The following is a 21,681-nucleotide window of genomic DNA, read 5'->3' as shown; positions in this document are numbered from 1 at the left end:
CCGCAGATGTGAGCTTTTTCCTGGAATCAAAAGAATAAATTACGCTACAGTAACTTACACAAATCTCCTGAATGCAAAAACACGGAAGGAAAGCGATGAAAAAAAGCCTCAGTTTTAGCTGTTGTGCGTTGGCCGTTGCCGCCATGCTGCAAAGCGCCTGGGCGGCGGATGTGCCTGCAGGGACAAAGCTTGCAAGCAGTCAGGAGTTGGTCAGACATATTAAAGACGAGCCCGCGAGTCTGGACCCGATCAAAGCGGTCGGCCTGCCGGAAATTCAGGTTATTCGCGATCTTTTTGAAGGGCTGGTTAACCAAAACGAAAAAGGCGAGCTGGTCCCTGGCGTGGCGACCAAATGGCAAAGCAACGACAATCGCGTCTGGACGTTTACATTGCGGGATAACGCCCGCTGGTCCGACGGCTCACCGGTCACCGCGCAGGACTTTGTTTACAGCTGGCAGCGCCTGGTTGACCCGAAAAATACCTCTTCCTTTGCCTGGTTCGCCGCGCTCGCGGGTATCACCAACGCCCAGGCCATTATCGACGGAAAAATGCCTGCCGATAAGCTCGGCGTAACGGCCGTGGATGCCAAAACATTGCGCGTTCAGCTTGATAAACCCGTGCCGTTCTTCCCAGGCCTGGCGGCAAACTTTGCCTTCTATCCAACGCCTAAAGCGGTCGTTGAAAAATTAGGTAATGAGTGGACGAAACCCGGCAACCTCGTGGGCAACGGCGCATTTACGCTGCAGGACCGCGTGGTGAACGAGAAGCTGGTTGTGGTGCCGAATAAAAATTATTGGGATAACGGGAAAACGGTGCTGACCAAAGTGACCTTTATTCCTATTAACCAGGAGTCGGCGGCAACCAAGCGTTATCTGGCCGGCGATATCGACATCACCGAGTCTTTCCCGAAAAACCTCTATCAGAAGCTGCTGAAAGACATTCCGGGGCAGGTCTACACGCCGCCGCAGCTTGGCACCTATTATTACGCGTTTAATACGCAAAAAGGGCCGACAGCGGACCCACGAGTGCGCCTTGCATTAAGCATGACTATCGATCGCCGCCTTATGGCAGACAAAGTTCTGGGCACGGGAGAAAAACCGGCCTGGCGTTTTACGCCTGACGTCACCGCTGGCTTCGAGCCGGACTCTTCATCGTTTGAAGAGATGAGCCAACAGGAGCTTAACGCTCAGGCGAAAATGCTGCTGCGGGCCGCAGGCTACGGCGATGCCAAACCGTTGAAGCTGACCCTGCTGTACAACACGTCCGAAAACCACCAGAAAATAGCGATTGCCGTTGCCTCAATGTGGAAGAAAAATCTGGGCGTTGACGTGAAGCTGCAAAACCAGGAATGGAAAACGTACATCGATAGCCGCAATACCGGTAACTTCGACGTGATTCGTGCCTCATGGGTGGGGGACTACAATGAACCTTCGACCTTCCTGTCGCTGTTAACCTCGACCCACAGCGGCAATATTTCACGCTTTAACTCCCCGGCATACGACAAGCTGCTGTCCCAGGCGGCGCTGGAAACCACCGATAAAGCGCGCAATACGGATTACAACGCAGCGGAAAAAATCATTCAGGAAAAAGCGCCTATTGCGCCTATCTACCAGTACACCAATGGTCGCCTGATTAAACCCTGGCTGAAAGGTTACCCGATTAACAATCCGGAAGACGTGGCTTACAGCCGGACGATGTACATTATCAAGCATTAGCGCTGGCTAAAATTTGTGCGGTAAAAGTGTTATTATAGTCACCTCAGGCATAGCGATTGCGGAGGTGACGAGATGGCATCAGGTTGGGCCAATGACGGCGCCGTTCAGGAGCAAATCGACAGCACCGTGGACGACGCCGTTGCCAGAGCGCGCAGTGAGTTGCCGAAAGGCGAAAGTCTCGAATACTGCGAAGAGTGCGGGGAACGTATTCCAGACGCACGGCGCAAAGCGATTCAGGGTGTACGGCTGTGCATCCGCTGCCAGCAGGCGGAGGATGTGCACCGGGCCACGTTCTCAGGTTATAACCGCCGCGGCTCGAAAGACAGCCAGCTACGTTAGCAAAAACCGGGCAATAGCCCGGTTTTTTTTTCGCCTGCCATTAAGGTTTATTTACGCTTTTCTCTGCAATTTCAGCGCGTTTGATAACTTCTTGCGGTTGCCTTCGTATCAGAGATGGCTAGACTGACAGAAAGAACTGACTCAGCTTGAGGATTGCGCAGTGGATGTAATTAAAGGCAGCGAGCTGCACGTGCCGGACGCGGTATTTGCCTGGCAACTGGACGGGAAGGGCGGCGTAAAGCCCATCGACAGCAACGAAATCATCGACAGCGAGCATCCCTGCTGGCTGCATCTCAATTACACCAACGCCGACAGCGCGGACTGGCTGGCAAACACGCCGCTGTTGCCCAACTATGTCAGAGACGCATTAGCCGGTGAGAGCATGCGTCCACGCGTTTCTCGTGTCGGTGACGGCACGCTGATTACCCTGCGCTGCATCAACGGCAGTACCGACGAACGTCCGGACCAATTGGTGGCCGTGCGGCTTTACATCGATGAACGGCTCATTGTTTCAACCCGCAGGCGGCAGGTGCTGGCGCTGGACGATGTGGTTAACGATCTGAATGAAGGCACCGGCCCGACCGACTGCGGCAGCTGGCTGGTGGATGCCTGTGATGCGCTCACCGATCACGCCAGTGAATTTATCGAGCAAATGCACGACAAAATCATCGACCTGGAAGACAATTTGCTCGACCAGCAGGTTCCGCCTCGCGGCGCGCTGGCGCTGCTGCGTAAGCAACTGATCGTAATGCGTCGCTACATGTCTCCGCAGCGGGATGTTTACGCGCGACTGTCCAGCGAGCGGCTTAGCTGGATGAACGACGATCAGCGCCGCCGTATGCAGGACATTGCCGACAGGCTGGGCAGGGGGCTGGACGAAATCGACTCCTGCATCGCCCGCACGGGTGTGATGACCGATGAGATCTCCCAGGTGATGCAAGAATCCTTAAACCGCCGAACTTACACCATGTCGCTGATGGCCATGGTATTTTTACCCAGCACGTTTTTAACCGGGCTGTTTGGCGTTAACCTTGGGGGCATTCCCGGGGGCGGCTGGGCGTTTGGCTTTGCGCTGTTCTGCATTATGTTGGTGGTTTTGATCGGCGGTGTTGCCTGGTGGTTACATCGCAGTAGATGGCTGTAAAATCGCATCATTTTAATGGGACCAACCGCTGAAAACGGCGCTGTTCTTGAGCAAAATCAAGAAACCAAATGCCGCATAGGGGCAAACTCTCTCTCGCAGGTGAATGCAACGTCAAGCGATGGGCGTTGCGCTCCATATTGTCTTACTTCCTTTTTTTAGAATTACTGCATAGCACAATTGATTCGTACAATGCCGACTTTAAGAGTCGGCTTTTTTTTGTCCGTCATTTGTGGACTACGCTTTAAAGGGCGAATTCACCCACGCAGGAGATGACGATGCTGTATCGCAACAGCCTGATGATGAGCGACCCGGCTTTTCCCACCGAACCCGTGCCGGTACCTGACCCGATCCCTAAACCGCAGCCCATTCCAGACCCGCCGACCGACCCGGACCCGAGGCCAATCATCGACCCACCGGCGCATCACTGAAGTTTTCCCTCTCCGGGCGGAGAGGGAAGTAAGATTATTTGATTTCCAGAATATCCAGACGCTGCAGAGCGGCGTCCGCGCCGTCTTCTTCCGGCTGCCAGCCAACCGGCTGCATCGGAATGTCTTCACGATCGAACGCCAGATCGCCGCCGTTCACGACTTCTGAACCGTGAGTAATATTGGCGAAATCAAACAGTTCGGTATCGCACATGTGTGACGGCACCACGTTCTGCATCGCCGTAAACATGGTTTCGATGCGCCCCGGATAGCGTTTATCCCAGTCGCGCAGCATATCGGCAATCACCTGGCGCTGCAGGTTTGGCTGCGAGCCGCACAGGTTACAAGGAATAATCGGGTATTCGCGGGCAATCGCAAAACGCTCAATGTCTTTCTCGCGGCAGTAGGCCAGCGGGCGAATAACGATGTGCTTGCCGTCGTCGCTCATCAGCTTCGGTGGCATACCCTTCATCTTGCCGCCGTAGAACATATTCAGGAACAGCGTCTGCAGAATATCGTCGCGATGGTGGCCCAGCGCGATTTTGGTACAGCCTAATTCGGTCGCGGTGCGATACAGAATGCCGCGGCGCAGGCGCGAGCACAGAGAGCAGGTGGTTTTGCCTTCCGGGATCTTCTCTTTAACGATGCCGTAGGTGTTCTCTTCTACAATCTTGTATTCAACGCCGATGCTGTCCAGATAAGCCGGCAGAATATGCTCAGGGAAGCCAGGCTGTTTCTGGTCGAGGTTGACCGCCACGAGGCTAAAACTGATTGGCGCGCTCTGCTGAAGGTTGCGCAGAATCTCCAGCATGGTGTAGCTGTCTTTGCCGCCGGAAAGGCAAACCATAATGCGGTCGCCGTCTTCAATCATGTTGTAATCGGCAATCGCTTCACCCACGTTGCGACGCAGGCGTTTCTGTAACTTGTTCAGGTTGTACTGTTCTTTTTGAGTGGTCATGAAAGTCTCGGGCTCTGAATCCAACACGCACAGCGTGTCATGCTGGCGTGTATGGTACGGATTGCGGCGGCGAATGCCAGCAGGATTTACGGACATGCCACACCCATCGACTATGCTTTACTGGGTTAAACGCAATTCATAGCGACGAGGAGTGAGGTTTATGACCTTCGTAAAGACGAAAGATGGCGTCAATATCTTCTATAAAGACTGGGGGCCGAAAGAGGCTCAGCCGATTGTTTTTCATCATGGTTGGCCGTTAAGCGCCGATGACTGGGATAACCAGATGCTGTTTTTCTTAGGCGAAGGCTTCCGGGTTATCGCGTTCGACCGTCGCGGGCACGGCCGTTCAGACCAGGTCAGTGAAGGGCATGATATGGATCATTATGCTGCGGATGCCTCGGCGGTAGCGGAGCATCTGGATCTGAAAAATGCCGTGCACGTGGGGCACTCAACCGGCGGTGGGCAGGTAGCTCGCTATGTGGCCAAATACGGGCAGCCTCAGGGGCGCGTGGCGAAAGCCGTTTTAGTCAGTGCAGTTCCGCCGCTGATGGTGAAAACGGCGAACAATCCGGGCGGAACGCCGCTCGACGTTTTCGACGGCTTCCGTAAAGCGCTGGCGGCAAACCGGGCGCAGTTTTACCTTGATGTCGCCTCTGGCCCGTTCTACGGCTTTAACCGCCAGGGGGCAGAAGTCGCCGAGGGCAGCATCCGGAACTGGTGGCGGCAGGGCATGACCGGCAGCGCAAAAGCGCACTATGACGGTATTAAAGCGTTTTCAGAAACCGATCAGACCGACGATCTGAAAGCCATCACCGTTCCCGTCTTAGTGCTGCAGGGCGATGACGATCAGATTGTGCCTTATAAAAATGCTGCCATTCTGCAGGACAAGCTGCTCAGCAACGGCACGCTGCATATCTATCCCGGCTATCCTCACGGCATGCATACCACGCATGCCGATACCATCAATGCGGACATCCTGAAATTTATCCGCAGCTAATAGCCTGTTGTCAGGGGAGGCGAAAGGCCCCCCTTATTTGCCTGCTTATATAGCCGATGACAAAGACGATAATGCCGCCATCGCCGATTCGGTGTCTTTATGAGCCACGAAAATATGGTCGTGGTAATAACCTGCCACCACGTTACAGCTGATGCCTTTATTTGCCAGCGCGCGTGAAAACGCGGCGGTAAGGCCCACGGCGGCGAGGGACGAGTGAATTTTCAGGGTTACCCAACTGGCGACATAGTCGTAGCTAACGGCATGTTTATCCGCCAGATCCTGCGGCAGAACCAGCGTCACGCCTTCAGCCTCGCGAACGGTCACAATGGCGGCATCTTTTATTTCCGCAGAAGGTGAGGCTAAAGTGCAAAAGACATATTTCCCGGGATTAAGCTCGGGAGCGGCATTGCTCAGCAGGATTTCAAGGTTATTTTCGCCAGACATGTATCGATCTCCTTCAGGTGATTGAAGACGGATTAAATAGCGTTTGAACGATAAATAAAAATTAAAAAATATGCTTATGGATTAGTACATCTAATGAAAAGGCGGTGCGCCCTTTATGCACCGCCCTGGCTTATTTATTTCCCGCTCAGCATCTGCCAGAGAAACTCTTCTGTCATCGCCTGATGAGACGCCGTCTGGCTATTTTCCGGCGCGCTGCCGTGGCCCGCATCGGTTTCCTCATACAGCCAGACATTGTCATGCCCTTGCTGCTGCATACGCGCCACCATCCGGCGGGCGTGCGCCGGGCTGACTCTGTCATCCTGAGTGCCGGTGGTAAACAGCGTGGGGGGATAATCCACGTCGGCGGACACCTTGTCGAACGGCGAGTAGCGCAGCAGCCACTCTCGCTCTTCGGCAACTTCCGGGTCGCCATATTCGGCAATCCATGAAGCGCCTGCCAGCCAGTTGTGGTAGTTCAGCATATCCAGAAGCGGGACTTCGCACACCAGCGCGCCGAAGAGCGTGGGATAGTCGGTGAGCATATTGCCAATCAGCAGGCCGCCGTTGCTGCCGCCCTGGGCCGCAAGCCTGGCGGGGCTGGTGATTTTGCGCGCCACCAGGTCGGCTGCGACGGCAGTGAAATCTTCCCAGGCTCGGTGGCGGTGCTGTTTGAGCGCGGCCTGGTGCCACGCCGGGCCATATTCACCGCCGCCGCGAATATTAGCGACAACGTAGACGCCGCCTTTTTGCAGCCACGTCACGCCTTTCGAACCGAGGTAATGAGGCGTTAAAGAGACCTCAAACCCGCCGTAACCGTACAGCAGCGTTGGGTTATCACCGGAAAGCGTTAGCGCTTTGGCTGAGACCTGGAAGTAGGGAATACGCGTGCCGTCCTCAGACAGGGCGAAGTGCTGAGTCACGCTAAATTCCGCTGCGTCAAAGCAGGTCGGATCCTGTTTGACGAGGCCGAGCGTATCGTTGTCCAGATCGCCATAGCTCAGGCTATTCGGCTGTAAAAAACCGTGGCTGACCAGCCGGTAGCGATTGCTTTCGTCATCAATACCGCCGGCGGAGACATTGGTAAAATCAGGCAGCTCCAGCGTTTTCACGCAGTGGCGTTGCCCGTTTTCGATTTTTATAAAATCGACTTTTTCGACAGCATCCTGGCTCAGGTTAAGCAGGAGGTAATCACGGGTCGAGCCGTAGCCTTGCAGCGTGGTGCGGGAGTTGGGCGTGAAGAGTGGAATGAAATTGCGCTCACCTCGCTGAAAATCAGCTAAATCAATAGCCAGCAGGGCACCTGCGGGCCAGGTTGTCTCAGCTATTGTCCAGTCGGAGGTTAGCGTGACCAGCAGCCAGTCTTTAAAAAATCCGCAGGAGGCATCCTCCGGGACGGCGATAAGCGTCAGCGTGTCCTGCCCGGTCAATAGCCAGGTCTGCCCGCGGTAGAAGTCTTTGCTGCAGTGCACCAGATCGCGCTCAAAACCGGGGGTATCGTCATGCCAGGCTGAAACGGCCATATCCGTAGCTTCGCCAGCGTAAATCAGCGCGGCATCCTGCGGCGATGTGCCACGAACCCAGCGGTAAGCGCAGCGTGGATAGCCGGAGGTGGTGAGCGTGTCGTCACCCGCGTCCAGCGCCAGCAGCAGGGTATTTTCATCCACCCAGCTTGCCGAGCTTTTGCTTTCCGGCAGGAAAAAACCGTCGCGAATAAACGTTTTATTCACCAGATCGAATTCACGTATTTCACAGGCATCGCCGCCGCTGGATAAAAAGATCAGCGCCCGCGAGTAGCCAGGATGAAGCAGATCTGCGCCGTGGTAGCTCCAGTTCGCGTCTTCGTCTTCATTCAGGCGATCGATATCCAGCACCGTTTCCCATTCCGGCGTGGCCGTCAGATAAGAGGCTTCAGACGTCCGGCGCCAGATGCCCCGAGGATGCTCGTCATCCTGCCAGAAGTTATAGACCTTTTCGCGGTAATGGCTTCCCCAGGGAATGTTGGTTTTATCGTCAAGCGACCGCAGGATGGCGCCCCGCATCTGTTGAAAACGTTCTCCTTTGGCGAACCTGTCCGTGGTGCGCTGGTTTTGTTTTTCCACCCAGCTCAGCGCCGCGGCATCTTCCGGGGTTTCGAGCTGGTTAAGCAAATCCTGAATCTCTGGCTGTGTCATCACGCATCCTTTTGTTGGGTAACGGGCCTGCTGTTGACCATATCACTATGCTCTTTTTCATTACACCTTAAGGCTTTTATGGATTCTGTCTGCGGGCTAGAGTTTTTTCGTTTGCAAAACAAATGGCTTAGCAAAAGTGCGTGTTTTCTTGCTTGAAGTGTCTTTTTTACCTGATACTGTATATATAAACAGTATTTGCATTGGCGGTATCATGAACCTTCTCAAACCTGCGGCGCATTGCCCTGACTCTTCTTTACCTCTTTTTGGCGACCTGGTGCAGTGCGGGTTTCCGTCACCGGCTCAGGACTATGTTGAGCAGCGTATCGATCTCAATAAGCTGCTGGTGCGTAATCCCGGCGCGACCTACTTCGTGAAGGCGGCGGGGGACTCGATGGTGGAAGGGGGAATCGGCGAAGGAGATTTGCTTATCGTTGACAGCTCAAGAACGGCGTCGCAGGGCGATATTGTGATTGCGGCCATTGACGGTGCCTTCACCGTGAAACGCCTCCAGCTTCGCCCGACGGTGATGCTGTTGCCGATGAACAGCGCCTGGTCCCCGATTCCCGTGACCGATGACGTCCCGCTCGATATCTTTGGCGTCGTCACTTTTATCATCAAAGCGGCGAGCTAGATATGTTTGCGCTGGTGGATGTGAACAGCTTTTACGCCTCGTGTGAAACGGCCTTTCGCCCCGATCTCGCGGGAAAGCCGATTGTCGTTTTGTCTAATAACGACGGATGTGTGATCTCGCGCTCCGCCGAAGCCAAGCCCTTTGTGAAAATGGGCGAACCCTTTTTTAAGCAGAAAGAGTCGCTCAGACGGCAGGGCGTGCTGACGTTTAGCAGCAACTACGAGCTGTATGCTGACATGAGCCAACGGGTGATGGGCGTGCTCGAAGAGCTATTGCCCAGGGTTGAGGTTTACTCCATTGACGAAGCATTTTGCGATTTAACGGGCGTCAGCAATTGCTGCAACCTGAAGGCGTTTGGGCTGTCTGTCCGCGCGGCGATTCTCCAGCGCACTCGCCTGACGGTGGGGGTCGGCATTGCGCCGACAAAAACGCTGGCCAAGCTGGCTAACCACGCCGCAAAAACGTGGCAGGAAAAGACCGGTGGCGTGGTGGATTTATCTCGCCCTGAGCACCAGCGCTGGCTTATGGCAAAGCTTGCCGTGGGCGAGGTCTGGGGCGTGGGTCGGCGAATGTCGAAAAAGCTCGAAGGCATGGGCATAAACACGGTTTTGCAGCTTGCCGATGCGGACATCCGTTTTATTCGCCGGCACTTCAGCGTGGTGCTGGAAAGAACGGTGCGCGAGCTGCGCGGCGAGTCATGCCTTGAAATGGGGGAATTTGCGTCTGCTAAGCAGGAAATCATCTGCAGTCGCTCGTTTGGGGAACGTATTACCGAGTTTGAAGATATGCGTCAGGCCGTCAGCAGCTATGCAAGCAGAGCGGCGGAAAAGCTGCGTGCCGAACACCAGTATTGCCGGGTTATCTCCGCCTTTGTGAAGAGCAGCCCGTTTGCGACAAATGAGCCTTATTACGGCAACTGTTCATCCGTTTCGTTGCTTATCCCAACGCAGGACAGCCGGGATATTATCCAGGCCGCGATGCAGAGTCTGGAAGCTATCTGGCAGGAAGGGCATCGCTACCAGAAAGCGGGCGTCATGCTGGGGGATTTCTTCAGCCAGGGCGTGGCGCAGTTCGATCTCTTCGACAGCAGCGTGCCGCGGCTTAACGGCGAAAAGCTGATGACCGTTCTGGATCGCCTGAATAAAGAACAGGGCAAAGGAACACTCTATTTTGCCGGGCAGGGAATACAGCAGCCGTGGGCGATGAAGCGTGAAATGCTGTCGCCGCGCTATACCACGCGTTATGCTGATCTGCCCGTGGCGCGAGTTTGCTGATTTTCGCATGGCAGTGAGATAGTCACTCTGCGGAACTTTTTTTTACCCGGTCTGTCAATATCACAGCTTGAGTTATTGGAGAGTGTTACGAAGTGAAAGGATTTTTGACGGCATTAATACTGATTGCCAGCTTCCTGATTGGCTGCGCGATGTACTACAAAGTGGGTTGTTGGTTTGAGGATGACATCATCAATTTCTATGCCGGGGACGAAGGGTAAAGACCAGGGTAACAACGCAATGTGCCCGCATTATTACCCGGCGGCTTAGCCTTTAAAGACCGAAAACTTTTTGGTCACAGGCTTGAGCTTCTCGGTTTCACCGTAGAGCGCAATGCCCACGAAGTCGAGATCGGCGAAGGGCGTTTCGAGCGTATCTTTGATTTGTTGTTCGGAAGAGTGCGAAAGCATTGTGGTGGTGAAGAAGTTATACAGCACGCCTTCTTCCCGGCATTTCTCAAGCGCCGTCGCCAGCTGGCTGCTGTTCTTAGACTGAAGCACCACCACCGGATAATGGTTCATATAAGCACTGAAGCCGCTTTCCTGGTTGGGATAATCATGAAATTTAGGCTCATCCGCTTTGAGCATAATACCGCCGCAAAGGTGGCCCACGGCATTCATTTGCACGCTGACGTCGGCGGTGCGGTTCACGATGACATAAAGCTTATAGTCATTATCTTCGAACATTCTGGCTCCTTATCTGCCATTAAGCGCGTCCTCTGATTTAGCTTAGGACGCAAAGCCAAAGCATAGTAATCATTTTTTTATCTGGCTTCCTGTTTACGATCAATCTTTAAGCCGCGTTTTATCTGCTAGCTGGAATTCTCTCTTACGGAAAAACGGCACCTGATCTAAATCTAAAGGGCCGTTTTTTATTGTTTAGCCCGCTAACGCAGCAAAATTGATAAACTCACGCCTGAATCACGCGAATCTGCTAGCATACGCGCCTGCCCGTTATTATTAAGAGATGACCATTGTGACCGCTTTTTCCGCACTGAACGCTTTACCTGAAGCACAACTCGCCAACCTTAGCGAACTGGGGTATCACGAAATGACGCCCGTTCAGGAAGCGGCCTTGCCCGCCATTCTGGCCGGAAAAGACGTCCGTGCGCAGGCAAAAACCGGCAGCGGCAAAACGGCTGCTTTCGGTCTTGGCCTGCTGCAGCACATTGATGCCAGCCAGTTTTTAACCCAGTCGCTGGTGCTGTGCCCGACGCGTGAGCTGGCCGACCAGGTTGCTAAAGAGCTGCGTCGCCTGGCACGCTACATGCCAAATATTAAAATCCTGACCCTGTGCGGCGGCCAGCCGTTCGGCGTACAGCGCGACTCGCTGCAGCATGCGCCGCACATTATCGTTGCCACGCCTGGCCGCCTGCTGGATCACCTGAAAAAAGAAACGGTGAAGCTGAATGCCCTGCAAACGCTGGTGCTGGACGAAGCCGACCGTATGCTGGATATGGGCTTTGCCGACGCTATCGACGAGGTTATCGCCCACGCGCCGGTAAAACGCCAGACCCTGCTTTTCTCCGCCACGTGGCCAACTACCATTGCTGCGATCAGCGGCCGGGTTCAGCGCGACCCGCAAACTATCGAAATTGATACCGTCGATGAACTTCCGTCCGTAGAGCAGCAGTTTTATGAAGTTTCGCGCGGCGGCAAGATTGGCCTGCTGCTGGCGCTGCTGAGCAAACATCAGCCCGCGTCCTGCGTAGTGTTTTGTAATACCAAAAAAGATTGCCAGGCCGTTTGTGATGCGCTGAATGAACGCCACCAAAGCGCGTTAGCGCTGCATGGTGATATGGAACAGCGTGACCGTGACCAGACGCTGGTGCGTTTTGCTAACGGCAGCAGCCGCGTGCTGGTGGCGACCGACGTTGCCGCTCGTGGGCTGGACATTAAAGCTCTGGAAATGGTCATTAACTACGAGCTGTCGTGGGATCCGGAAGTGCACGTCCACCGCATTGGTCGTACCGCGCGAGCGGGGCAAAGCGGGCTGGCTATTAGCTTCTGTGCGCCGGAAGAGGCGCAGCGTGCGAGTGTGCTGGCAGAGATGCTGAATCTTTCGCTGAAATGGCAGCAGGTGCCGTCCGGCGTCTCCGTGAAGCCGCTGGAAGCAGAAATGGCGACGCTGTGCATTGACGGCGGCAAGAAAGCCAAAATGCGTCCGGGCGATATTCTGGGCGCGTTAACCGGGGATATGGGGCTGGAAGGGGCGGACATCGGTAAAATCGACGTCCACCCAATCCATGTTTACGTTGCGGTGCGCCAGTCCGTGGCGCGTCACGCGTGGAAGCAGCTGCAACAAGGGAAGATTAAGGGCAAGTCGGTGAAGGTTCGCCTGCTGAAGTAAACGAATTTTCCCCTCATCCTGACCGTTTCCCCACCATCATTCCCCCTCTCCCCACGGGGGAGAGGGGATAAAAAGAACGCCAATCTATGTTTTCCCCCTCTCCCTTCCAGGGAGAGGGCCGGGGTGAGGGGCATTCCCCCCGATTACTCGCTAACCTTCTCCGCTTTACCCGCCAGCTGTGCCAGGAAATCATACCGCTTCTGCAAATCTGCCGCGGCGTCTTTCCAGAGCTGCTCGGCGACTTCCGGCTGCTGGGCATTCAGGCGACGGAAACGCTGCTCTTTCATCAACGTATCGGCCAGCGCATCGGACGGTGGACGGGAGTCCAGCGCCAGCGGCAGCTTGCCTTCGTCCGCACGGCGCGGGTCAAAGCGGTAGAGCGGCCAGAAGCCGGTGGCGGTCAGCTGACGCATCTGGTCATGGCTCAGCGCCAGATCGTAACCGTGCTCTTCGCAAGGACTGTAGGCGATGATCAACGACGGGCCAGGATAGGCTTCCGCTTCCTGAATCGCCTTCATCGTCTGGTTAAGCTGTGCGCCCAGCGAAATCTGCGCCACATACACGTGGCCGTACATCATCATGCTGACGCCCAGGTCTTTACGCGCCTTGCGCTTGCCGTGCTCGCCGAACTTGGTAACCGCGCCCAGCGGCGTAGCCTTAGAGGCCTGGCCCCCGGTGTTGGAATAACACTGCGTATCCAGCACCAGAATATTGACGTTCTCGGTCAGGCTCAGCACGTGGTCGAGGCCGCCAAAGCCGATGTCGTAAGCCCAGCCGTCGCCGCCAATCAGCCAGATGGATTTCTCCACCAGCGCGTCGGCGTCGGTGACCAGCTGACGAGCATCCGCATCGTCTACGTTAGCCAGATGCTTGCGCAGCTCAGCAACCTGTTCGCGGCGAACTTCCGGTGTGGCTTCGGCGTGAAGCTGCTCGTTAAGCTCAGCCGGGAGTTTATCGGCAAACTGCCCCAGCAGGCGCATGACGCGGGCGCGGTGCTGATCCACCGTCAGGCGGAAGCCCAGGCCAAACTCGGCGTTATCCTCAAACAGCGAGTTTGCCCATGCAGGCCCGCGGCCGTTGGCGTCGGTGGTGTACGGCGTGGACGGCAGGTTACCGCCGTAAATAGACGAGCAGCCGGTAGCGTTCGCGATAAGCATACGGTCGCCGAACAGCTGGGTCAGAATTTTAATATACGGCGTTTCACCGCAGCCGGAGCAGGCGCCAGAGTACTCAAACAGCGGCGTTAACAGCTGAGAAGTACGAATATCGATGCGCTCCAGGCTGGCACGATCGATTTCCGGCAGCGCGAGGAAGAAGTCATAGTTTTCTTTCTCTTCTTCAACATGCTCAAGGCGGGACATCATATTGATGGCCTTGATTTCCGGGTTCTGACGGTCTTTTGCCGGGCAAACTTCCACGCACAGGTTACAGCCGGTGCAGTCTTCCGGGGCCACCTGCAGCACATATTTCTGGCCGCGCATATCGCGGGACTTCACGTCCAGAGACTGCAGGGCTTCCGGGGCGCCATCCATTGCCTCCGGCTGAACCACTTTGGCACGAATAGCCGAGTGCGGGCAGGCCGCCACGCAGTGGTTGCACTGGGTACAGATATCCGGCTTCCAGATAGGGATTTCTTCGGCAATGTTGCGTTTTTCCCACTGGGTAGTGCCCATCGGCCAGGTGCCGTCAGGCGGCAGCGCGGAAACCGGCAGGGCATCGCCAAGCCCGGCGAGCATGGCGGCGGTGACGGTTTTCACAAAGTCAGGGGCGGCGTCGGACACCACTGGAGGGCGCATCGCGCTTTCCGGGTTAACCGCCTGCAGAGGCACTTCGGCCAGAGAATCACGAGCCAGCGCCAGCGCCTGCCAGTTACGCTCGACGATTTCCGTCCCTTTGCTGCTGTAACTTTTGGCAATCGCGCCCTGCAGCTCCGCCAGCGCGGTGTCGCCCGGCAGGATCTGCGTCAGGTGGAAGAACGCCATCTGCATCACGGTGTTGATGCGGGCGCCCAGATGGCATTCACGGGCGATTTTTGCCGCGTTAATGACGTACAGCCTCGCCTGTTTCTGGTTGAGTACTGCCTGAACTTCCTGCGGCAGGCGGCTCCAGACTTCGTCGGCGGCGTAAGGCGTGTTCAGCAGGAAAATACCGCCGGGCTTCAGGCGCTCGGCCATCTGGTACTTGTCGATAAACTGCAGCTGGTGACAGCCGACGAAATCGGCTTTCTCAATCAGGTAGGTGGAGTTGATTGGCTGTTCGCTGACGCGCAGATGCGAAACCGTCAGGCCACCGGCCTTTTTGGAGTCATAAACGAAGTAGCCCTGGGTAAACCACGGCGTGGAGTTCCCGATAATTTTGATGTTGTTCTTGGTGGCCGAGACGCTGCCGTCGCTGCCCAGACCATAAAACAGCGCTTCCAGTTTGGCGCGGTTAGGCAGGGTGTTTTCCGGTAACGGCAGCGAAAGGTTGGTTACATCGTCGTAAATTCCGACGGTGAAGCGCGGGCGTGGTTTGGCTTCGCTCAACTCGTTAAAGATAGCCAGCACGCATTCCGGGCCGAACTCCTTAGACGACAGCCCATAGCGGCCGCCGATGACGCGAGGCAGCGTTTCACGGTCGCCGCGGCTCACGGCTTCGGCAAGCGCGGTCATCACGTCGAGATACAGCGGTTCAGCGAGGGCGCCTGGCTCTTTGGTTCGGTCAAGCACCGCCACCTGGCGCGCGGTTTGCGGCAGAACCGCCAGCAAATGTTCGGCGGAGAAGGGGCGGTACAGGCGAACCTTCAGCACGCCGACTTTCTCGCCCCGGGTCAGAAGCTCATCCACGACCTCTTCGCAGGTGCCGACGGCGGAGCCCATCACGATAATCACGCGTTCGGCTTCAGGATGGCCGTAATATTCGAACGGACGGTAGCTGCGGCCTGTCGTCGCAGCAAAGTCGTTCATCGCCTGTTCAACGTGAGCATAAACCGCGTTGTACCAGGGGTTGGTCGCTTCACGAGACTGGAAATAGGTATCCGGGTTAGCCGAGGTCCCGCGAATCACCGGATGTTCCGGGTTCAGGGCGCGAGCGCGATGCTCGTCGATCTCTTTTTGCGGCAGCAGGCTGCGGAGGGTGTCATCCGCCAGCGGCACGATTTTGTTAATTTCGTGCGAGGTGCGGAAGCCGTCGAAGAAGTGAATAAACGGCACGCGGCTTTTCAGGGTCGCAATGTGCGAAATCAGCGCGAAGTCTTGAGCTTCCTGGACGCTGCTGGCGCACAGCATCGCACAGCCGGTCTGACGCACGGCCATCACGTCCGAGTGGTCGCCAAAAATGGACAGCGCGTGGGTTGCCACGGTACGCGCGGCAACGTGGAGAACAAAAGGCGTCAGCTGGCCAGCAAGCTTGTACAGCGTCGGGATCATCAGCAGTAAACCCTGCGACGAGGTAAACGACGTGGAAAGCGCGCCGGTTTGTAGCGCCCCGTGCACCGCCCCGATCGCGCCGGCTTCCGACTGCATCTCGACTACGCGAGGCGTATCACCCCAGACGTTTTTTCTGCCGTCGCCGGACCAGGCATCGGCCTGTTCGGCCATCGTTGAGCTGGGGGTAATAGGATAGATGGCAATTACTTCGCTGGCACGAAACGCCACGGAGGCGACTGCACCGTTGCCGTCGATAGTGATCATAAGACACCCTTACATTGCGCAAAATAAAGGGACCCGCCTGCCTGCCTTGAGTCCCGTAATAACCCCCAATTATAGTACGTCCATCTATCTGCTTGAAGTTGCTGAGCCTCCGAGTGCACAAATTGATCCAGGCCTGGCGTGACGCGTGAGTGAAATGTGTTACCTGAATATCTTATGGTGATTAAGAATTTGTAACGTGGGCAAGATGCGGTATGGATAACGCTTTCTCAGAAGAAGGCGACAAAATGTCTACAGGATCGTTAACAACGCTGGCAGGAGCGCTATCGGATGTCTGGCGTTCACGGCTGCTTGGGCAGGTCGGCCAGGCCAATATCAAGCTGATCAAAATGGGCGGCGAGGGGATTCCCGATGAGTCCCATACCGGGTTTGAAGAATTACTGGTGGTGATTGAAGGGCAGATGACGCTGGTGGTGGACGACAAAACCTTCTCGCTCGAAGCCGGGGATTATTATCTGGTGCCCAAAGAGGCGGTGCATCGCGTGCTGCCCGGCAGCCACGGCACGCTGTTACTCATCGATGCAGAGCCGGATTGAACGCCGGGGCGCTCAGAAAACTCTGATGTTTTAGTTTGAAAAGTGATCTAAGCCACATAAAACAACACACTTTATTGCTTTGTGCTCTCGACGCAGCGGGAGCCATGCGCCATTATGCAAAGGTTTTGCATATTCAGACGGGAGAGAGAAGCCATGCGCGCTGCGTTTTTAGCCGGTTGTGCCGCACTGTTATTATCAGCATGCAGTAATGAACCCCCTCAACAGGCCACTGCGGCCCACGTACCCCCCGGCCTCAGGGCGGCGATGTCCAGCCAGGGCGAAGCGAACTGTGCGATGATTGGCGGCACGATGAGCGTTGCGCGTCAGCTGGACGGCAGTGCGATGGGCATGTGTGCTATGCCGAACGGCAAACGCTGTAGCGAGAACTCGCTTGCCGCTGGCACCTGTGGAAGCTACTGATTAATTAACCAGATCGGCCAGTTTGTACGTCAGCGTGTGCTGGCCGCTTTTCAACACCAGCTGCTGGTTTGCCAGAGAAACGTTAGCCCCGGCGGTCAGCATCTCATTAATACGGTGATCCAGGTCGTTAAGCTGTGGCTCAACGCAAAGCATCATAGTCATGCCCAGCCCTTTCACCTTCAGCGTATTGTTCTCAAGCGTAGCCTGGCCCATAAAGCGGTTACACATCGCGCCAGAAATATGCATGTTCTCACCGAAGCTCAGCTCAGGCGCGCGTTTGGTGTTTTTAACGACCAGAGGCTTGCCGTCAACGCTCTCCAGCACAAAACGGTGGTGCTGCAAATCTTGTGCAGTCACGGAACCTTTATCCGCCGGTTGGGCACAGCCCGCCAGAACAACGCTTGCCAGCATCAGTGAAGCAAACTTTTTCATCTCTTCTCCCTAAGGTTTATGTGTCATCAATGAAAGGGCGCCACTTTCGCAGGATGTGGCGCATGAATCAGTAAGGATATTCTTAAAATAAACCCTCTTCCTGCGAGAAGAGGGTGTGAAATCAATTAATTTGGTTCGGGCAGGGCTCGCCTTTTTCTAACTGACGCAGGTTCTCAAGCGTAGTTTCAGAAATGCTGATCAACGCTTCAGCCGTCAGAAACGCCTGGTGGCCGGTAAACAGCACGTTATGGCAGGCGGAAAGACGGCGGAACACGTCGTCCTGAATCACGTCGTTAGACTTATCTTCAAAGAACAGATCGCGTTCGTTCTCGTACACGTCCATGCCCAGCGCGCCGATTTTCTGATGCTTCAGGGCGTCAATCGCCGCCTGGGAATCAATCAGTCCACCGCGGCTGGTGTTAATCACCATCACGCCGTCTTTCATTTGATCAAACGCGCTTTGGTTCAGCAGATGATAGTTTTCCGGCGTCAGCGGGCAGTGCAGGGAGATAATATCGGACTGCGCGAACAGCGTTTCGAGGTCGACATACTCCACGCCTAAATCCAGCGCCGCGGCGCTTGGGTACGGATCAAATGCCAGCAGGCGCAGGCCAAACCCCTTCAGGATACGCAACGCGGCAATGCCGATTTTACCGGTGCCGATGACCCCGGCGGTTTTGCCGTGCATGGTAAACCCGGTTAATCCTTCCAGAGAGAAGTTGGCGTCGCGGGTACGCTGATAGGCGCGATGGATGCGGCGATTAAGGCACATCATCATCCCGATAGCGTGTTCAGCCACGGCTTCCGGCGAGTAGGCAGGCACGCGAACAACCGGCATACCAAGCTCTTTTGCCGCGTCTAAATCTACGTTGTTAAAGCCGGCACAGCGCAGCGCGATAAACTTAACGCCATGTTTTTTTAGCTCTTCCAGCACCGGGCGACTACCATCATCATTAACGAAAATGCACACGCCGTCACAGCCGTTGGCGGTTTTGGCCGTTTTTTCGCTCAGCAGGAAGTCAAAAAATTCAAGATCAAAGCCATACTCCTTGTTAACCTGCTCCAGATACTTTTTGTCGTACTGTTTTGTGCTATAAACCGCAAGTTTCATAAGACTTATCTCCAGAAAGGGTTGGTTCTAAAATTATCATGCTTAAAATAATCATACAATTTATAAACTGAAATTTTAACGGCAGGTGACTATTTCACTTTCCGGGCAGACTATGCTTAATGCAGCCGCTGCCTTCACGCCCGGCCTGAATCGTGCCAGAATAATGACATATTTCGGCTTAAATTGTCGCTGAATCAGGATATTAACCACCCATGAAGGGTAAATACAAAGCCGCTCTAGCCCTGCTGCTTGCGCTCATTCTATTGCCGCTGTCGCTGCTGCTCACGGTGGCCCACTGGCTGCCAACGCTCGCCGGTATCTGGCTGCCTCAGGGGACGCGTATCGCCATGGAGGCCAGCCCACGCCTGCATAACGGCGCGATTGTGATTCCCGATCTTCGCTATCTTGCCGGGGAGTGCGAGCTTGCAAGCCTTAAGGATGCGACCCTCAGCCATCCGAGCCGCTGGCGGCTGCATCTCGCCGCGCTCAACCTGAACCCCGACTGCATCAGCAAAATCCCGGCGGAGGACTCTGCGCCTGCCGCGCCGCGTACCCTTGAAGAATGGCAGAAAATGCTGCCGAACACCTGGCTGACTATCGACCAGCTTAACGTTACCCCGTGGCTGCAATACGCGGGAGCGCTGCATCTCTCGCTCACGCCGCGGCAGCAACAGCTGGATTATCAGGGCAAATTGCTCACGCTTTCCGCCACCCTCAAAGGGCAAAACCTGCGGGTCAGTGAACTGAAAGTTGGAGCGTTTGAAGGGCTTCCGCCGCTTGAGCTGGTCGGCGACTTAACGCTGCCGTTAGTGCCAGATGGCCTGCCAACGGACGGCCAGGTTGCGACCCAGCTGCAAATTCCGCAGGAGCCGGACAGGCTGAACGTCGCCCTTAACTGGCACACAAATGCAGGGACTTTGACGGTCAAAAAATCTCTAGGCGACGAGGCGCCGCTGCTGAACATTCCCTGGCGTCTGAGTGAAAAGGCCTTTGACATTGACGCCGGGCAGTGGCGCTGGCCTTATGAAGGTTTCCCGCTGGGCGGCGGGCTGACGCTGAAAGTTGAAAACTGGCAGGACGGGCTGGATAACGCGGTATTTACCGGGCGCATGAACGTGCTGACCCAGGGCGCAGCCGGGAAGGGCAACGCCGTGTTAAACTTCGGCCCCGGCAAACTCAGCCTGACCGACAGCGCCTTGCCGCTGCAGCTTACCGGCGAGGCGAAGCAGGATCGGCTGATTTTTTACGCAGTGCTGCCGGGGCAGCTAACGGGTGCCTTGACCGACCCGGCGCTGTTGTTCCAGCCCGGCGCGCTGCTGCGTTCTCGCGGGCGCCTCATTGAAACCCTGAACATCGACGACGTGCGCTGGCCGCTGGCGGGCGTACGCGTTTCCAGTAAAGGCGTGGACGGCAGGCTGCAGGCTATTCTTCGTGCCCACGATAATGAAATGGGAGCCGTTGAGCTTCACCTTGACGGCAGGGCGAACGACTTCCTGCCGGACGCCGGGCTGTGGCAGTGGCGTTACTGGGGTAAGGGCAGCTTCAGGCCGATGCAGGCTAAATGGGACGTGCGCGGGCTTGGCGAGTGGCGGGACAGCGCCATCGAGCTGAGTTCGCTGTCAACCGGCTTCGACAAACTTCAGTACGGCTCGATGCTGATGTCCAAACCTCGCCTGGTGTTGGACAAGCCGCTGCGCTGGGAGCGTGACGAACAAAAAGAGACCTTTAACGGCGACTTCTCGCTTGATGCAGGCGCCACCACCTTTAGCGGCGGCAGCACCTTGCCGCCTTCAACGCTTAAGTTCAGCGTAGATGGGCAAAACCCGACCTCTTTCCTGTTCAAGGGCAATCTGCATGCCGGGAAGATTGGCCCGGTGCGCGTAGTGGGGCGCTGGGACGGAGAGCGCCTGCGCGGCAATGCCTGGTGGCCAAAACAAACGCTCACCGTGTTCCAGCCTTTGCTGCCGGCTGACTGGAAAATGGATCTCAAGGGCGGCGATCTGTACGCCCAGGTTGCCTTCTCCGCCGCCGCAGAACAAGGCTTCGAGGCCGGAGGCCACGGCGTGGTGAAAAGCGGCAGCGTCTGGATGCCCGACAACCAGATTAACGGCGTCGACTTCGTGCTGCCGTTCCGCTTTAGCGATTCTACCTGGCACCTTGGCACCCGCGGGCCGGTGACGTTGCGTATCGCCGAAGTGCGCAACCAGATAGCGGCGCAGAACATTACCGCCGATCTGGAAGGCTGGTATCCGTGGAGCGAGCAACAGCCGTTGCTGCTGACCAACGTCAGCGCGGATGTGCTCGGGGGCAAAATTTCAATGCAGCAATTGCGCATGCCGCAGCGTGACGCGGCGCTCTTGCGCCTGACAGGGCTGTCTTCCAGCCAGCTGGTAACGGCGATTAACCCTAAACAGTTCAGCATGTCCGGGCGCTTCAACGGCGCGCTGCCGCTGTGGCTCAACCATCCGCAGTGGATTATCAAAGACGGCTGGCTGACCAACCCGGGGCCGATGACCTTCCGCATGGATAAAGACATGGCGGACGCCATCGTCGACAACAACATGGCGGCGGGCGCGGCCATCAACTGGCTGCGCTATATGGAAATATCACGCTCCTGGACCCAAATCGATCTGGATAACCTCGGCGTCGTCAGGATGCGTTCAAGCGTGACCGGCATTAGCCACGTCGAGGGCAAAACCAACACCGTCAATCTCAACTATACCCATCAGGAAAACCTGTTTACCCTGTGGCGCAGTTTACGCTTTGGCGATAATTTACAAACCTGGCTGGAAGAGAACGCCGCGCTGCCAACAGCTCGCTGCGCCCGACCCGGTGAAGCCTGTGAGGAACCCAAATGAAATACTTTACCGCCGCGCTGCTGGCATCGATGGCCCTGATGCTGGCGGGGTGCACGCCGCGCATCGAAGTGGCCGCGCCCAAAGAGCCGATAACCATCAATATGAACGTTAAAATCGAACACGAGATCCGCATCAAGGTGGATAAAGACGTCGAAAGCCTGCTTAAAAACCGTAGCGATTTGTTCTGATTA

General features: G+C 56.0%; 19 protein-coding genes. 12 read left to right on the top strand and 7 right to left on the bottom strand.

Annotated elements, in window-relative coordinates:
• Positions 1 to 95 precede the first annotated feature (95 nt).
• The 4 genes from ACE38U_RS19955 (at position 96) to ynaL (ending at position 3,626) form a co-directional block, all read left to right on the top strand.
• Positions 96 to 1,715, top strand: a complete 1,620-nt coding sequence (locus ACE38U_RS19955) for a peptide ABC transporter substrate-binding protein (RefSeq protein ID WP_038472021.1) — start codon at positions 96 to 98, stop codon at positions 1,713 to 1,715.
• A gap of 72 nt (positions 1,716 to 1,787) precedes the next feature.
• On the top strand, positions 1,788 to 2,054 hold the full coding sequence (locus ACE38U_RS19950) for a DksA/TraR family C4-type zinc finger protein (RefSeq protein ID WP_375530408.1): 267 nt from the start codon (positions 1,788 to 1,790) through the stop codon (positions 2,052 to 2,054).
• Positions 2,055 to 2,214: 160 nt separating this feature from the next.
• A complete protein-coding gene (gene zntB, locus ACE38U_RS19945; RefSeq protein ID WP_176983081.1) occupies positions 2,215 to 3,198 on the top strand; it encodes a zinc transporter ZntB in 984 nt (327 codons plus the stop codon).
• Between the two features lie 275 nt (positions 3,199 to 3,473).
• Entirely contained in the window at positions 3,474 to 3,626 is a 153-nt protein-coding gene (gene ynaL, locus ACE38U_RS19940; RefSeq protein ID WP_167549830.1) for a proline-rich small protein YnaL, read from the top strand.
• Between the two features lie 34 nt (positions 3,627 to 3,660).
• On the opposite strand, the gene ttcA is transcribed toward ynaL, so the two are convergent.
• Positions 3,661 to 4,581, bottom strand: a complete 921-nt coding sequence (gene ttcA, locus ACE38U_RS19935) for a tRNA 2-thiocytidine(32) synthetase TtcA (RefSeq protein ID WP_038482561.1) — start codon at positions 4,579 to 4,581, stop codon at positions 3,661 to 3,663.
• A 160-nt stretch (positions 4,582 to 4,741) separates the two neighbouring features.
• Here ttcA and ACE38U_RS19930 point away from each other — a divergent pair, with 160 nt between their 5' ends.
• Positions 4,742 to 5,578 carry an alpha/beta fold hydrolase gene (locus ACE38U_RS19930; protein WP_038472031.1) on the top strand — a complete coding sequence of 279 codons (837 nt, stop codon included), beginning with the start codon at positions 4,742 to 4,744 and terminating at the stop codon, positions 5,576 to 5,578.
• Positions 5,579 to 5,623: 45 nt separating this feature from the next.
• On the opposite strand, the gene ACE38U_RS19925 is transcribed toward ACE38U_RS19930, so the two are convergent.
• Positions 5,624 to 6,022, bottom strand: coding sequence for an ACT domain-containing protein (locus tag ACE38U_RS19925; RefSeq protein WP_038472034.1), 399 nt, complete (start codon positions 6,020 to 6,022; stop codon positions 5,624 to 5,626).
• 134 nt (positions 6,023 to 6,156) lie between these two features.
• Entirely contained in the window at positions 6,157 to 8,193 is a 2,037-nt protein-coding gene (locus ACE38U_RS19920; RefSeq protein ID WP_375530407.1) for a prolyl oligopeptidase family serine peptidase, read from the bottom strand.
• 211 nt (positions 8,194 to 8,404) lie between these two features.
• On the opposite strand from ACE38U_RS19920, the gene umuD reads away from it, so the two are divergent.
• The gene (gene umuD, locus ACE38U_RS19915) at positions 8,405 to 8,824 is read left to right on the top strand and encodes a translesion error-prone DNA polymerase V autoproteolytic subunit (RefSeq protein WP_038482564.1); all 420 of its coding nucleotides are present in this window, start codon (positions 8,405 to 8,407) and stop codon (positions 8,822 to 8,824) included.
• A gap of 2 nt (positions 8,825 to 8,826) precedes the next feature.
• On the top strand, positions 8,827 to 10,098 hold the full coding sequence (gene umuC / locus ACE38U_RS19910) for a translesion error-prone DNA polymerase V subunit UmuC (protein ID WP_038472040.1): 1,272 nt from the start codon (positions 8,827 to 8,829) through the stop codon (positions 10,096 to 10,098).
• A 263-nt stretch (positions 10,099 to 10,361) separates the two neighbouring features.
• Here umuC and ACE38U_RS19905 read toward each other — a convergent pair whose 3' ends face one another.
• Positions 10,362 to 10,781 (bottom strand): DUF2000 family protein, encoded by a 420-nt coding sequence (locus ACE38U_RS19905; RefSeq protein WP_038472043.1) that lies wholly within the window; start codon positions 10,779 to 10,781, stop codon positions 10,362 to 10,364.
• Between the two features lie 289 nt (positions 10,782 to 11,070).
• On the opposite strand from ACE38U_RS19905, the gene dbpA reads away from it, so the two are divergent.
• Positions 11,071 to 12,444, top strand: coding sequence for an ATP-dependent RNA helicase DbpA (dbpA, locus tag ACE38U_RS19900; RefSeq protein ID WP_176983094.1), 1,374 nt, complete (start codon positions 11,071 to 11,073; stop codon positions 12,442 to 12,444).
• A 143-nt stretch (positions 12,445 to 12,587) separates the two neighbouring features.
• Here the strand turns inward: dbpA and nifJ are convergent, their stop codons facing one another.
• Positions 12,588 to 16,115 (bottom strand): pyruvate:ferredoxin (flavodoxin) oxidoreductase, encoded by a 3,528-nt coding sequence (nifJ, locus tag ACE38U_RS19895; RefSeq protein ID WP_375530406.1) that lies wholly within the window; start codon positions 16,113 to 16,115, stop codon positions 12,588 to 12,590.
• A gap of 212 nt (positions 16,116 to 16,327) precedes the next feature.
• Here nifJ and ACE38U_RS19890 point away from each other — a divergent pair, with 212 nt between their 5' ends.
• A complete protein-coding gene (locus tag ACE38U_RS19890) occupies positions 16,328 to 16,669 on the top strand; it encodes a cupin domain-containing protein (RefSeq protein WP_375530405.1) in 342 nt (113 codons plus the stop codon).
• A 153-nt stretch (positions 16,670 to 16,822) separates the two neighbouring features.
• The gene (locus ACE38U_RS19885; RefSeq protein ID WP_038472049.1) at positions 16,823 to 17,089 is read left to right on the top strand and encodes a putative hemolysin; all 267 of its coding nucleotides are present in this window, start codon (positions 16,823 to 16,825) and stop codon (positions 17,087 to 17,089) included.
• On the opposite strand, the gene hslJ is transcribed toward ACE38U_RS19885, so the two are convergent.
• The gene (gene hslJ / locus ACE38U_RS19880) at positions 17,090 to 17,521 is read right to left on the bottom strand and encodes a heat shock protein HslJ (protein WP_038472052.1); all 432 of its coding nucleotides are present in this window, start codon (positions 17,519 to 17,521) and stop codon (positions 17,090 to 17,092) included.
• Positions 17,522 to 17,642: 121 nt separating this feature from the next.
• Positions 17,643 to 18,632 carry a 2-hydroxyacid dehydrogenase gene (locus ACE38U_RS19875; protein ID WP_375530404.1) on the bottom strand — a complete coding sequence of 330 codons (990 nt, stop codon included), beginning with the start codon at positions 18,630 to 18,632 and terminating at the stop codon, positions 17,643 to 17,645.
• A gap of 212 nt (positions 18,633 to 18,844) precedes the next feature.
• On the opposite strand from ACE38U_RS19875, the gene ACE38U_RS19870 reads away from it, so the two are divergent.
• Together ACE38U_RS19870 and ACE38U_RS19865 are read left to right on the top strand one after the other, a co-directional pair.
• Positions 18,845 to 21,490 (top strand): YdbH family protein, encoded by a 2,646-nt coding sequence (locus ACE38U_RS19870; RefSeq protein ID WP_375530403.1) that lies wholly within the window; start codon positions 18,845 to 18,847, stop codon positions 21,488 to 21,490.
• A complete protein-coding gene (locus tag ACE38U_RS19865) occupies positions 21,487 to 21,678 on the top strand; it encodes a YnbE family lipoprotein (protein ID WP_038472059.1) in 192 nt (63 codons plus the stop codon). The genes ACE38U_RS19870 and ACE38U_RS19865 overlap by 4 nt, the downstream gene beginning before the upstream one ends.
• The last annotated feature ends 3 nt before the right edge of the window (positions 21,679 to 21,681 follow it).

It is taken from the genome of Cedecea selenatireducens (assembly GCF_042138895.1).
Classification (GTDB): Bacteria; Pseudomonadota; Gammaproteobacteria; order Enterobacterales; family Enterobacteriaceae; genus Cedecea; species Cedecea selenatireducens.
The sequence above is the reverse complement of the archived record's forward strand: the minus strand, read 5'-3'. Positions and strand labels throughout refer to the sequence as shown.